At 35.4% G+C, this 13,729-nt stretch carries 15 protein-coding genes; 3 read left to right on the forward strand and 12 right to left on the reverse strand.

Annotated features, from left to right (window positions below; translation table 11 throughout):
* Positions 1 to 26 precede the first annotated feature (26 nt).
* From NH286_RS08225 to NH286_RS08270, 10 genes are all read right to left on the reverse strand, one after another.
* Complete coding sequence (locus NH286_RS08225; protein ID WP_106461473.1) at positions 27 to 1,052, reverse strand: sugar kinase; 1,026 nt, start codon at positions 1,050 to 1,052, stop codon at positions 27 to 29.
* Positions 1,052 to 1,678 carry a bifunctional 2-keto-4-hydroxyglutarate aldolase/2-keto-3-deoxy-6-phosphogluconate aldolase gene (locus NH286_RS08230; RefSeq protein WP_106461472.1) on the reverse strand — a complete coding sequence of 209 codons (627 nt, stop codon included), beginning with the start codon at positions 1,676 to 1,678 and terminating at the stop codon, positions 1,052 to 1,054. The genes NH286_RS08225 and NH286_RS08230 overlap by 1 nt, the downstream gene beginning before the upstream one ends.
* 66 nt (positions 1,679 to 1,744) lie before the next feature.
* Entirely contained in the window at positions 1,745 to 3,157 is a 1,413-nt protein-coding gene (gene uxaC, locus NH286_RS08235) for a glucuronate isomerase (protein WP_106461471.1), read from the reverse strand.
* Between the two features lie 63 nt (positions 3,158 to 3,220).
* On the reverse strand, positions 3,221 to 4,291 hold the full coding sequence (uxuA, locus tag NH286_RS08240) for a mannonate dehydratase (RefSeq protein WP_106461470.1): 1,071 nt from the start codon (positions 4,289 to 4,291) through the stop codon (positions 3,221 to 3,223).
* Between the two features lie 66 nt (positions 4,292 to 4,357).
* Positions 4,358 to 5,362, reverse strand: coding sequence for a LacI family DNA-binding transcriptional regulator (locus tag NH286_RS08245; protein ID WP_265238191.1), 1,005 nt, complete (start codon positions 5,360 to 5,362; stop codon positions 4,358 to 4,360).
* Positions 5,363 to 5,689: 327 nt separating this feature from the next.
* Positions 5,690 to 6,520, reverse strand: coding sequence for an MBL fold metallo-hydrolase (locus NH286_RS08250; protein WP_265238193.1), 831 nt, complete (start codon positions 6,518 to 6,520; stop codon positions 5,690 to 5,692).
* Between the two features lies 1 nt (position 6,521).
* Positions 6,522 to 7,970, reverse strand: coding sequence for an MFS transporter (locus NH286_RS08255; RefSeq protein ID WP_265238195.1), 1,449 nt, complete (start codon positions 7,968 to 7,970; stop codon positions 6,522 to 6,524).
* Between the two features lie 79 nt (positions 7,971 to 8,049).
* Positions 8,050 to 9,108: a LacI family DNA-binding transcriptional regulator gene (locus tag NH286_RS08260; RefSeq protein WP_265238197.1), complete on the reverse strand. Its 1,059-nt coding sequence runs from the start codon at positions 9,106 to 9,108 to the stop codon at positions 8,050 to 8,052.
* Positions 9,109 to 9,118: 10 nt separating this feature from the next.
* A complete protein-coding gene (locus tag NH286_RS08265) occupies positions 9,119 to 9,673 on the reverse strand; it encodes a chromate transporter (protein ID WP_265238199.1) in 555 nt (184 codons plus the stop codon).
* Entirely contained in the window at positions 9,663 to 10,220 is a 558-nt protein-coding gene (locus NH286_RS08270) for a chromate transporter (protein WP_265215096.1), read from the reverse strand. Before NH286_RS08270 ends, NH286_RS08265 begins: the two co-directional genes overlap by 11 nt.
* Before the next feature lie 72 nt (positions 10,221 to 10,292).
* On the opposite strand from NH286_RS08270, the gene NH286_RS08275 reads away from it, so the two are divergent.
* Positions 10,293 to 10,784, forward strand: a complete 492-nt coding sequence (locus NH286_RS08275) for a dihydrofolate reductase (protein WP_265238201.1) — start codon at positions 10,293 to 10,295, stop codon at positions 10,782 to 10,784.
* A complete protein-coding gene (locus tag NH286_RS08280; protein WP_265238202.1) occupies positions 10,774 to 11,019 on the forward strand; it encodes a hypothetical protein in 246 nt (81 codons plus the stop codon). Before NH286_RS08275 ends, NH286_RS08280 begins: the two co-directional genes overlap by 11 nt.
* A gap of 127 nt (positions 11,020 to 11,146) precedes the next feature.
* Here the strand turns inward: NH286_RS08280 and NH286_RS08285 are convergent, their stop codons facing one another.
* Positions 11,147 to 11,461 (reverse strand): Fic family protein, encoded by a 315-nt coding sequence (locus tag NH286_RS08285; RefSeq protein WP_265238204.1) that lies wholly within the window; start codon positions 11,459 to 11,461, stop codon positions 11,147 to 11,149.
* Positions 11,373 to 11,909 (reverse strand): Fic family protein, encoded by a 537-nt coding sequence (locus NH286_RS08290; RefSeq protein WP_265238205.1) that lies wholly within the window; start codon positions 11,907 to 11,909, stop codon positions 11,373 to 11,375. Before NH286_RS08290 ends, NH286_RS08285 begins: the two co-directional genes overlap by 89 nt.
* A gap of 324 nt (positions 11,910 to 12,233) precedes the next feature.
* Here NH286_RS08290 and NH286_RS08295 point away from each other — a divergent pair, with 324 nt between their 5' ends.
* Positions 12,234 to 13,415 (forward strand): DUF6930 domain-containing protein, encoded by a 1,182-nt coding sequence (locus NH286_RS08295; protein ID WP_265238207.1) that lies wholly within the window; start codon positions 12,234 to 12,236, stop codon positions 13,413 to 13,415.
* The last annotated feature ends 314 nt before the right edge of the window (positions 13,416 to 13,729 follow it).

Raw genomic sequence — 13,729 nt, forward strand, 5'->3', positions numbered from 1 at the left:
GATAGGAATACTCCCGATCTTCTATCTTATCTTTGAACTCTTCCTGATGTGTCACCGCCTACAAGTACTTCTACTTCTTCTCTAGACATGTGGTTGTAGTCGCCTTTGATTGTGTGTTTTAGAGCTGATGCTGCTACACCAAAGTCAAGGGCATCTGCTGGAGATTTGCCATCTAGTAGGCCTGTGATTAGTCCTGCCGCAAAGCTGTCGCCGCCGCCTACTCTGTCTACGATTCTTACATCGTATTGTGGAGCTTTGTGGAAGTCTTTTCCATCATAGATTAGGGCTGACCAGCCATTATCAGATGCTGAGTATGATTCTCTTAAGCTTGATGCGATCATTTCAAAGCCGAATTCTTCTTTCATTTGTTTGAAGATTTCATGATATGCTTCTACATCTAGCTTACCGCTTGTTACATCTAGGCCTTTTGGTGTAAAGCCTAGTGATAATGATGCGTCTTCTTCATTTCCTATACATACGTCTACATATTGCATTAAATCTCTCATTACCTTTTGAGCTTCTTCTGGTGTCCATAGCTTAGCCCTGTAGTTAAGGTCGATTGATACCTTTGCACCTGCAGCTTTAGCAGCCTTCATTGCTTCTTTTGTGATTTCTGCGCCTTCTTTTGAGATTGCTGGTGTGATTCCTGATGTATGGAACCATTTAGCATCTTTAAAGATTTCTTTAAAGTCAAATTCGCTTGCCTTTGCTTCAGCTATTGCAGAGTTGCTTCTGTCATAGATTACCTTTGATGGTCTTGATGAAGCGCCTGTTTCTGAGTAGTAGATACCAACCCTATCTCCGCCTCTTACGATATAGTTTGTGTTTACGCCGTATCTTCTGAGGGAGTTTACTGCTGCTTGTCCGATTTCATGTGTTGGAAGTTTTGTTACAAAGTATGCATCAAAACCATAGTTTGCTAGTGAAACTGCTACGTTTGCTTCTCCACCACCATAGATAGCATCAAAGCTATTTGCTTGTACAAATCTCTCATATCCTGGTGTTGAAAGTCTTAGCATTATCTCGCCAAGTGTTACTACTTTTTTACTCATTATTTTCTTACCTCCGCAATTTTTTCTAAATATTCTCTTGATTTTTGTGCTATTTCTTCTCTGCTGCCTTTTACTAGGTTTGATCCTGCTCCTACTGCTACTACTCCTGCCTCAAACCAATCTTTGATGTTTTCAAGGCTTACACCGCCTGTTGGCATGATTTGGAAATGTGGGTATGGGCCGTGGATTGCTTTTATATATGATGGTCCTGGAAGTGAACCTGGGAATAGTTTGATGATGTCTACTCCGTATTTGTATGCTTCAAGCATTTCTGCTGGTGTTACGCATCCTGGCATGTAAGGGATGTTGTAGATGTTGCACATTTTTGCAACTTCTTTATCAAATGATGGAGATACTATAAATTTAGCTCCGTTCATTATTGCTAGTCTTGCTGTTGTTGGATCTAGAACTGTACCTGCTCCTAGTAGGGTATCAGCTGGAAGTTCCTTTTGGATTCTTTGGAATACTTCTATAGCGTTTGGAATTGTAAAGGTTACTTCTAATGTGTTGATTCCACCATCTAATAGACCTTTACAATACTCGATTGCTTGGTCTGCTGATTCTGCTCTTACTACTGGAACTATTCCTAGTTCTAGGACTCTTGAAATTGTTTGAATTTTACTCATATATGCTCCTTTATTTTTATTTTCTAAAGGCTTTTGTCTTTTTTTCTGGCAAAGGCCCTCGCCTTTTTATAAGTCTATTTTTATAAATTTGATTGCGTTGTTATAGCAAATATCTTGGATTACCTTGCCTAAAAATTCTTCATCGGCTGGATATTCGCCAGCTTCTACTAGGCCACCTACAAAGTCACATAGGATACGTCTGAAGTATTCGTGTCTTGGATATGATAGGAAGGACCTTGAGTCTGTAAGCATGCCTACAAAGTTTGCAAGAACTCCTACTGATGAGAAGACTTTCATTTGCTCGATCATGCCTTCTTTGTGGTCTAAGTGCCACCAAGCTGTACCAAGTTGGACATCTTGCATGCCATTGTCATTGGCCCTATTGAAGGATCCGCCAACTGTTGCTATTGGATAGTTGTCTTTTGGATTTAGTGGGAATACCAAGAGTCTTGGTAGGCCATCATTTTCTTCAAAAGCTGAAAGTAGATTTGCATAATTTTCTGCATAAGCTAGATCGTTTTGTGCATCTCCGCCCACATCTGCTCCAAGTTTGTCAAAGAGGACCTTAGAGTTATTTCTTATAACCCCTACGTGGATTTCCATTGCCCAGTCAAGTTTTTTGTATTCTTTTGCTAAGAAAATAGCCATTTCTGTCTTGTATTTTTCTTCGCATTCAGGGCAAACATTCTTTCCAGAAAGTTTCTTTTCTACTATCTCATTAAGCTCTTCTTCGCTTGCTCTCTTGTAAGGGATAAAGGCAAAAGCTTGGTCTGAAGCCATGCAGCCTAGTTCTTTAAAATATTCCATCCTTTTTACAAGGGCTTTTTTGATGTCTGTGTAGTTTTTAATTTCAATACCTGATACATCAGAAAGTTTCTTAATATAAGCAGCAAAGCCTTCTTTTTCGATATAAAGGGCATTGTCTGGTCTGTAAGCTGGGATTACTTTTGTTTTAAAGCTTTCATCTTCTGCTAAAAGCTTGTGATATTTGAGCTCTTCTGCTGGGTCATTTGTGGTACAAACTGCAGCTACATTGCTCATCTCTATTAGGCCTCTTGGTCTATATTCATCTTTGGCAAGAATTTCATTACACTTATCAAATACTTCTCTTGCATTATCCTTATTTAGTGGATAGTCTATGCCAAAGTAGTTTTTAAGCTCTAGGTGGGTCCAGTGGTAGATTGGATTGCCTATTAGCTTTGGCATAATCTCTGCATATTTTTCGAATTTTGCAAAATCATCTGCATCGCCTGTGATGTATTTTTCATCAATACCATTAGCTCTCATTACTCTCCACTTGTAATGGTCTCCACCAAGCCAAGCGTAAGTTATTGATGGAAGGTTTTTATTTTCGTAAATCTCCTCTGCCTCTAGGTGGCAGTGGAAGTCGAATATTGGCATATCTTTGGCATATTTATGGTAAAGATTTTGGCCAAATTCGTTTTGAATCATAAAATTATCATCTAAAAATTTCTTCATAAGACCTCGCTTTCTTATATTTTTACATTCAAAGTCCTAGGCCAAGGGCCTAGTTACTTTGCTTTATCTATCTTTTTTATCGAGTGCTTCCCATAGACCGTTTAGGTAAGCAACACCAAGGGCTCTGTCATATAAGCCATAGCCTGCTCTACCCTCTTCACCCCAGATCATTCTGCCGTGGTCTGGTCTTAGGTAGCCGTCAAAGCCATTGTCATGAAGGGCTTTCATTATTTCATACATATCTAGAGAACCGCATTTAGAAAGGTGAGCTGATTCGTAGAATTGTTTTTCGCCAGTAAACTTGATGTTTCTAGCGTGTATTGCTCCAACTTTTCCTCTCTTGGTAAAGTCAGCAATTATTTCAGCAACATTATTTTCTACTCTAGATCCTAGGGAACCTGTACAGATACAAAGTGTATTTGATGGGCTGTCTACTAGGTTTACGATTTTTTCTAAGTCTTCTGGAGTAGATGTGATTCTTGGAATATCAAAGATTGGCCAAGCTGGATCATCTGGGTGAACAGCCATCTTGATGCCTACTTCTTCACATGTTGGGATAATTCCTTCAAGGAAGTATTTGTAGTTTTCTCTTAATTTATCTTCATCGATATCCTTATATTTATCTAAAACTTCTTCTAATTGGGCAAGTCTTTCTGGTTCCCAACCTGGAAGCTCGAAGTTTCCTGCTCCATCAAGAATTTCATTTACCATATCACGTGGGCTTAGGCCTTCTACCTTAGCTTGGTCAAAAGCAAGGGTATTTGATCCATCAGGAAGAACCTTGTAAAGTTCTGTCTTAACCCAGTCAAACACTGGCATGAAGTTGTAAATTACTGTCTTAACTCCACAAGCAGCGACATTTCTTAGGGACTGTTTGTAATTTTCGATATACTTATCACGACTTGGAAGACCCATCTTGATATCTTCGTGAACGTTGATAGACTCGATAATCTCACATTCAAGCCCTACTGCATGGCATTTGTCAACATATTCCTGGAAGACATCCTTCTCCCAAACCTCTCCTGCTTCCCATTCATTCATCATCACCATAACCCCAGTAACTCCTGGAATTTGAGCGATATACTCTAATGATATAGGATCATCGTTACCATAGTGTCTAAATGTCATTTTCATAGGTGTTCTCCTCCTTTAACCTAAGCACAATTTATAATAAAAGTCCTTCGACTTCATATAACAAAATTAAATAGTCGTCTCTTTTTCAACAAGTTTAGCCTTTAAAACAATATTAGTGTTGGCTGAATCATCATTTTCTAAAAGCTTCATCAAATTATCTACTGCAATATTAACCTGGTCGCTAATCCTTTGATCAACAGAAGTAATAGCTTGGTTAGTGTAATTAGTCGCCTGGATATTATCAAAACCGATAAGGGCCAAATCTTCAGGAACCTTAAAGCCTTCCTTAGCCAGATACTTATAAGCCACAACCGCCAGGCTATCAAGTTCAAATTGGATAGCATCAAAAGTAGGGTTTTCCTTAAGGAAAGTAATTAGCTTATCAAAATCCTTATCAAAGTCTCTAATCTTAAACTCATTAAAATCAATAGATCCATAATATTTATCAAGGGCTTCCATAAAACCAGCCTTCTTAGCTAGATAAGACCTAAAAGTAAAGCCGGTATCAAGGGATACATAAAGAATCTTCTTGCAAGATGACCTATGTAAAAGCCCCACAGTCTTATCCATAGCATCAGCTTCGTCAATATAGACATTAACAATAGAATCAACCCTATCCCTGCTAACAACATTCAATAAAGCTGTCGGAATATCGTTGGATAATTCAGAAAGTTCCTTATAAAACTTATCTTCTTCGTAGGTAGAACCGACACCGATAATAGCCTCAACCTGATTTTCAATCAAAACATCAAGGTAGGCAAGCTTTCTACTAAGCTCATCAGTCGTCACACACAAAATCGTAGTGTAACCCTTATCAGTCAAAATCTTTTCAAGCTCATAGGCTGATTGAGATTCAAAATAGCCCCTAATATCAGGAACCATAATCCCAATCAGCTGGGTAGATTTCTTGGCAAGGGACCTTGCAACCCTATTAGGTTTGTAGCCAGATTCCTTGATAATCTCCTCGATAATCCTCCTAGCCTTGTCGCTCACATTCTTTGAATTATTAATAACCCTAGAAACCGTAGCAGTAGAGTAACCTGATTTTTTCGCAATATCGTAAATATCCATTCTTCCCTCTTTCAAAAATCCTTACATCTTGAAAATAAAATGTAACCGCTTACAGGTCTCCTCAATTAAAAGTATATACGATGAAAACGCTCTTGTCAATAGATATTTAAAAAAATCTTTAAAAATTTAAAAAATAAGCCAAGCTTACAATCGTATTCATTATCTTTATACCCAAAAATCAAAATTTTTAGAGATTTTTACGAATTTTTTCTTATTTGACAATAAGTTTTTGAAAAATAAAAGACATCCAATTTAATTATGGATGCCTTATTTTATCAAGCTTATTTTTTTGAAAATAACCTTCATTGTATATTTACTTTTCAATTTTTACCTGTAAGCTTCATACCAAAATTCAGCTAGGCCTCTTCTTACTACATAGCCTTCTCTAATTTCTTGGTTTTCGTAGGATCCTTCTATTTTCCCAGTTAAAAGGTCTTCGCATAGGGATAGGTAGTCCTTTATTATGCTCTTATCTTTGAAAGGTCCATCATGACCCATGCAAATTTTATCAATATCATCGTAATAATTCATTAAATTTGTTAAAGAATCTTTCATCAATGCAATTTCTTGCCTGGTTGATCCTTTTTTTCTTGATGGACAAGGTATGATTATGCCTTCATTTAGAGCATCGCCTGCATATAGGTACCTAGTCTTGCTGCTTAGGTAGGCTACAGACCCATGGGTGTGGCCAGGTACTTCTATAGTTTTTAGGATAGTTGTTCCTAAATCAAATTCATCACCTTCTTTGACATTTTTATAAGGAAAAGATTTTGGCATATTTTCGTTTACATAGGATTTTAGCTCATTTATATCTCCCTGGGGAAATCTGACTGGTCCCCTGGTTTCAATAAACCACTTTACAAGATCGGGTTTGCCAAAATGTTCTTTTAAAAGCTCATCGTCTTTTTCATTCATATAAACTTCATCAAAATAATAGGCATTGCCGGCATGGTCTAAGTGGCCATGGGTTAATAAAACAAAAACTTCCTTATCTGTTATATCTCTTATCTCAGGCATAGGATTTCCTATACCTGAGCCTGTATCTATCAGAACTGCCTTGTCTTCGCCAACTATCAGATAGTAGTTATCTAAATTATAGTCTCTGATACAATATTCATTATCAAATAATTTTATTACTTCTTTTTTAAGTTGTTCCAATTTATACCTCTTTTAACTCTACTTCTAATTCTTCTTCTTTTTCTTTTGCCTTATGACCTACTTCTGCACTTATCTTTTCCATATCCTTATCGCTTAAATTATATACGAATATGAATACTAAAAATATAAGCAGACAACCGATAGATGGTAGGATTGCGGCTAGGTTTTTGATATTATCTGCTACCCCCGGTCCCTGTGCAGCTTGTAATAATGGCTCAAAGCCTACTGCTGATAAAAGGATTGTAATAAATGTTGTAGATAGACTTGCTATCAAAAACACAACAAAGGTTACTACAGAATATACCATACCGTCATTTCTTTCACCTGTTAGCCAAACGTGGTAGTCGACCCCATCTGCTATTAGAGACCATATTAATAGTGAAAAGAATCCTGTAAAGAATGAGGCAACACCTTGAATTATAACCCAAGCCATTGGACTTACTTCTAAAAAGGCAAGGGATCCATATATTAATGCTGCAATTAAGACTGGCCATGTAATCATATTTTTCTTACCAAATTTATTTAGTAGTGGTTTTAAAAGTGGCATGCACAAAATCATTGGTATCATTTGTGCAATTCCAGCATAGGCTAAAGTTTTGGTTTCTCCAAAATGTATTTGAAAGACATATTGATTGGTTATACCTGTTGTTTGTATGAAGAATTTTACAATGATATATGCTAAAATTATTGATATCATCGGTCTATTCTTTAAGAAAGCTAAGAATAAATTCTTATAATTTACATCTTGTTTTTCTTCTTGTGAGGTTGTTACAACTATTCTTTCTCTTGCCCACCTTGTTGTAAAGATTAAGCAAATTATTGAGAATATTCCACCTACTACAGATAGGATTAAAAATCCTTTTGATGTAGCTTCGTTTAAATTGTTGAAAATTAATAATGGTGCTATTGTTTGGACAAGAACGTTTGCACCTAGTGAACCAATTGATCTAAAGTTAGATAATTCTGCCCTGTGGCTTTGATTTTGTGAAATTGCATTAAGCATTGTCCCATAAGGAATGTTCCAAAATGATGATATTACACCCCAAAGGAAGTAAATTATTAGACACCACGCTACCTTTAGTCCATAAGCAAATCCTGATACATCTATAAATAGCATAACAGTCATTATTGCCATTGGTATGGATACTTTTCTAATTATATTATTGTATTTACCATACTTATTTCCCGCAGCCTTATCTGTAAATCTTCCTATAAAAGGATCATTTAAAGAATCTAGCGCCTTACAAATTGCCACTATTATTGCAAAGTGACCAGCAGTTATCCCTATGACTGATGTCATAAATAATAACAAATATGTATTAACTATAACTTGTAAGGTATTTCCTCCCAAATCTCCAAACATATAGCCTAGCTTATCTTTTATAGAAAAGCTTGGAGCAGATTCGACGTATTCGATATACTGCTTATCTCTTAATAATTTTTCCTGCATAATAACTCCTTTTTGTATTTTACGTAAACGTTTACGTTAATTAATTTATACCATAAATAAAAAAATAAGTCAAATCTTTTTATAGATTTGACTTAAAAATTATTTTTGATTTAATTTCTTTTTTGTAAATATGGCCTACCTCTAGCTTAGGGTGAAGATTTCTAATTAGGATATTAACTAATATTTTTACGGCCTCACGCCCTTCTTCTAGGGGATTATTGTCTATTATGCACTTGCATATATCTTTCCTAAGATAAGATTCAGATTTTTTATTTCGTCCAGCTATTATAAAAAACACATCATCCTTTAATTTATAATTTTCTATCTTATCCGCCAGATAATTGCTCGCCCTAGCCGTTGTTGCAAAAGCTATATCGATTTTTTGCTCTGCCAATAATTCTTTTATTTTTTCATCTAGGTCTCCTTCAAATTGATCAAAGGAATATATATTTGACTCAGCGTGATTTTTGGCCAAATAAGCTCTAAAACCAAAGCTTGTTAGGTCCTCACCAAAAAATTTTTCCTTTTGATTTTCAATTAATAATACATTTTTAAAGTCTTTTTTGAAATAGCCAAACATCTCTCCAGCCAGTCTACCTATTACTTCTGCCTGGTCAGTTACAAGGAAATTAGCCATTAAATCATGTTTTTTCTTGTGGATAGCAATTACAGGTACATCATTATCATAGAGATCATTTATATAATCAGTAAGCTCGAAGTTATCTCCTATTAGATAAACTAGGATGGCATCTATTTTTACCCCTTGATTTTCAAGGGCAGCCAACTTATCCAAGTATTTCCTATCAACTTCATCAAAAGATTGACCCTCATAATATAGTTCGTGAAATTTAATATTAAAATTTTCTACTTCCCTTTTGCCTGACTTATAGCCCCTCCAAAGTAAGTCAGTGTAATAGCTCGCATTTTCATCCTTTATTGGAAAAATTACCACTACATTCATTTCTTTTCGCATTGTTTTAGCTATGACATTGGGGGTATAACCCATTTCTTTCGCCATTTCTATGACCTTGTTACGGGTCTTTTCTCCAACCCCTTCCTTGTTATTTAAAGCTCTTGAAACTGTCGCGGTACTTACTCCCAATTTATTGGCAAGGTCTACAATGTTTATTTTACTCATACTTATCTCCTTAAATGACCAAGGTCAAGAGCAAATAGGCTGCCCCGCCTGCGACCATGACCTTTATAGGATCCAGGTCTTTTTTTAGCATTATTATTAGTGAACCTATAAATATTCCTAACATTTTTATATCAAAACTTGCCAAATCTGGGACTGTTTCACCAAAGAGGGCTGTTTTTCCTATGTCTATGCCTGCTATTAGGATCATCACGACTATGGCTGGCCTTAGGTATTTTAGGATATTTTCTATTAGGGCTAGATCCTTGTATTTTTTGTAAAAATATGAGAGAATCCCTACAATTATTGCCGATGGTAGGATGCAGCCGGCTGTGGCTACCATGGCTCCAGCAAGTCCTGCAACCCTTGTCCCTACAAAGGTTGCGGAATTTATGGCAATAGGTCCTGGTGTCATTTGGCTGATGGTGATTAGGTCGTTAAACTCACTTGCCCCTAGCCAGGCATTTTCTACCACTACCTCTTGTTGGATAAGAGGAAGGGCTGCATAGCCTCCCCCAAAGGAGAATAGGCCGATTTTTATAAAGCTTATAAATAATTTAAGAAGCATGCTTTCTCCTTTCAATAATCGAACTTATTGTGCCAAGGACTATCAGGCTTAAGATGATATAGACAATATTGACCTTAAAAATAAAGGCTGCTATAAAGGCTGCCACCATTATGATTGGGGCAATTTTTGACCCTTCCTTTAGGATATCCTTACTCATGTCGTAAGATACCTTAAAAATCAGGGCGGCAATGGCTGCCTGCATGCCCTTTAGAAAGGTTGCTATATAAATATTTGAGATGAAGGCCTGATAAAACATTGAAATTACCGATATGATTATAAGGGGTGGTAGGCTTGTGCCAAGGATTGCAACGACCATACCAGGGATCCCTCCTATTTCATAGCCTACAACCACAGATGCATTGATTGCGACAGCTCCTGGTGCCGATTGGGCTATGGCTGTCATATCGAGCATTTGCTCTTCATCTATCCATTTTAATTTATCTACAAAACTATCTTTCATAAGGGTTATGATTACATAACCACCTCCAAAGGTGAAGGCTGAAAGATAGAAGGTTGACTTAAAGATTTGCCATAATTTATTTTTCATATCTACCTCTTTCTCCTTACACTTTACTATTTATTTTCTATCTTTCTTGGGTATAAATAAGGCGGAGGGATTATGAAGGTAATTTTAGCAGTTGATAAAAATTGGGCCATAGGCAAGGATAATAAGATGCTTTACGATATAAAGACAGACCTTGCCCACTTTAAAAATACGACCATGGGATCGGTTTTGATTATGGGAAGGAAGACCTTCGATTCAATGGGCAGGGCCCTACCAGGTAGGGAAAATTTGATTTTATCTAGAGATAAAAATCTAAAAAGAGAGGGAGCTAGGGTCTTTAATGATTTAGAAAGCCTTCTTTCCTATGTAAAAAATCTTGATAAGGAAGTTTTCCTGATTGGAGGGGCTGAGCTTGTAGACCTGCTTATAGATTATTGCGATGGAGCCATCATTACAAAGATTGATGCCACAAGACCTGCAGAAATTTTCCTTCACAATTTCGATACCGATCCTAATTTTAGGATAAAAAGTGAGTCTGAGCCTATGATTGAAAATGGACTTAGCTTTAAATATGTAGAGTATGAAAGGATAAAAAATGAAAGATAAGATACTTTTTGTAAGCGACCTCTGCCCAGATTGTGCAAATATCCTAGCAGAAGCCAAGGAAAACCCAGAAAAATACGCAGAATACGACATGGTAAATATAACCTCATCCATGCCAAGCCTTAAGCTATTTCTAAAATATAGGGACACCCTAGATGGCTATGCTGATGTAAGGGCAGCCCACAGGGCAGGAGTGCCTTCTGTAGTTATTGGAGAAAATGAAGTAGAATTTTTATAAAGAGAAAAGACCAGCTAAAAAAATAGCTGGCCTTTTTGATAGGCTTCATCAGGTTTTCCTATCATAAGAATGAATCTTTAAAATTCTTAATAATATTATATCATAAATTTATAATAATTAAATCAAACTAATTATCCCCATAGGCCTTGGCCTTATCTATTTCATTCTTATAATCTTCCAAGACCTCATATTCCTTTTCTAAAATCAAATTATAAAAATCATCTAGGCCCTTATTTGTTGCATACTTATCCAGTGATTCATAATATCTTGGACTATCTGTATAATTAATTATTATTCCCTTGTATCCATTAATCTCTAGGATGAAGTTTAATAAAATCCTCGCGCACCTTCCATTACCATCTGGGAAAGGGTGGATTCTTACAAATTCTGCGTGGAGAAAGGCTGCCTGCTCTATTGGATTTTCTTTGGATTTTTTTTTCATTAAAATCACCAATTAGCCACTTCATATTATCCCTTACTTCCACCCAATCTGGTGGCCTGAATGAAGCTCCTGTTATTCTTACGTTGTGATTTCTAGTAAGACTGCCTTGGATGATGTTTTCTGTTACTATTTGATAGATGTCTTTAATTAAGTCTTCTGTTAGGCTGGCTCCTTTTTTAATTTCTCCTTCAATATATTTGTTGGCTTTTTGGTTATTTATAACTTCATAGATTTCCCTTAAGTCTTTGCCCCCTACTGAAATATTATCTACCAGGAGAGTCTTTACTTCGCTTATACTTAAAGTGTTGCCTTCTATTTTTGTTGATTCATGGGTGAATTTTATCTCAAAATCATCTACTATTGACTGATAAGTTAGCCTAGGCAAGGAATTGATGTTGGAATTTACATATTCTTTTAATTGTTCTAGGTCTTTATATGTGATTTTCATGATTTTCCCTTTTCTTCTTTGCTTTTATTATATCACTTCGGTAAAAACTTTCCTCATCCATGGATTGTCTTTTTTTATTCTTTACATATCCGACCTTTTTAGTAGCTGATTTTTAAAAGAATCCTATTTATTTTCCCCCTTTAGTGGCTATCTCTAATATTTTTAAATATTATTTTCAGGTGAATTAATTTATTTTTCAAATAGTTCTTATTGTTGGCAATATTATTCTACTAGCAAATTTCGGTAAATTCAGACACATAATGGTAGAATAATCTTATAACAATATTAAATCAAATCTAATATACTTCAAGAAAAGGATGAACGATGAATAACCTAGATAAGTATTACAAGCTGGCTTTTGAATACAAAAATAAAAAGTTGTGGAAGAAAATGGATGAAAACCATGTTTTTGCTATAAAACTAGACGATGGTAAAATCGGACTTATTAGCATAATGGGTTCCAACGGACAATACAACGCTATAAGTCTATATACCGGTTCTGAGAGTATCCTGTATTTTAGAGATATTTTTGAAATTGAAGGACATGTATCTGACTACGACAAATTTCTTTCATCTCTAGATCATTATAATTATCAGTTAGTGCTTGGAAATAAAGATGATATTACAAGTAATGAAGCTAATGATATTAGGGATTATAAAAAGAGAAATTCTATAAATATAAGAGGTGCCTTGTCTATGCCTCACTTTAGAAAAACCACTCCTTTTTCTCCTTTAAGTGAGTTTAACAAGGATAGTGACTACCATTATATAGAGCAAGCCCTGAAAGCTTGCATGGCTTTAGCTGAACTTTTAGAAGAAAATAGCCTTGACGATTTAGGTATAAAAATTATGCCTGAGGCAGATAAACTCATATTATTTGAAAAAATTAATGGCAAATACCTTATAAACGGCGAAGTTGACCTTGATTGGAAAAATGATGACCCCTATATTAGGGCATCTGTGGTCCGTATGGATATAGCCAAAAAATTAAAAAGGATAAAAAATAAAACTGATATTGAATGTAAACTCACCGTTGTAACAGCTCCAGTTAATGAAGAAAACTCAAATACCTACTATCCTCAATTTATCTTAGCCTTAGAAAATAATAGTGGAACTATTATTCCCATTAGGCCTGTTAAAAATTACAGAGAGGATCCAAACACTCTAGTTAATGACTTCTTTGAAAGCATAGTAAATGTAGGACTAAAACCAGTAAAGATAAGAGCCAACGATAAAAGAACCTATTATCTCTTAGAAAAAATATGTAAAAGTTTAAAAATTGACCTTATTCTTGATGAAAATTTAGAACAATTGGATTTGCTAAGAGAAGAATTTGATAGTAAGATGAGCGCCGGCCCTGGTGGCGGTACTTCTTCTGAAGAGATTATGATGGAGATTTTAGGCTACTTGAAAGCTCTAGAAGATATAAAAGAGAAGAGAAATGAAATCCCAGATGAAGTTATATATTCTATTGCCCAAAGTTTATTAATAGGAGATTTTGAATAGGATTTTAAGAATTTTGTTTTTTCTAAACTAGACTACCTAAGCGATTATAAACTTTTTAACTAAAGGTGATGTTGCAGAATAGGTAAATCTATTCTGCTCATCACTTTTTTCTCGGATATTTGTATTAAGTAATTTAATTATATAGAGATTTTTAAGGTGAGAATAAATTTTTCCACATTTTCCTTAAAAATAGGCTCACTTAATAAAGCTTATGAAATTAATATTTTTTTCTTAAGCAGCTTTGTATTTTATGATTTCTAAGTTCTTATTTTCTATTTTGGTTGCCAGTTTATTTAAGTTTAGTGCTATTGATA

The organism is Anaerococcus sp. NML200574 (assembly GCF_026131665.1).
Lineage (GTDB): Bacteria > Bacillota > Clostridia > Tissierellales > Peptoniphilaceae > Anaerococcus > Anaerococcus kampingae.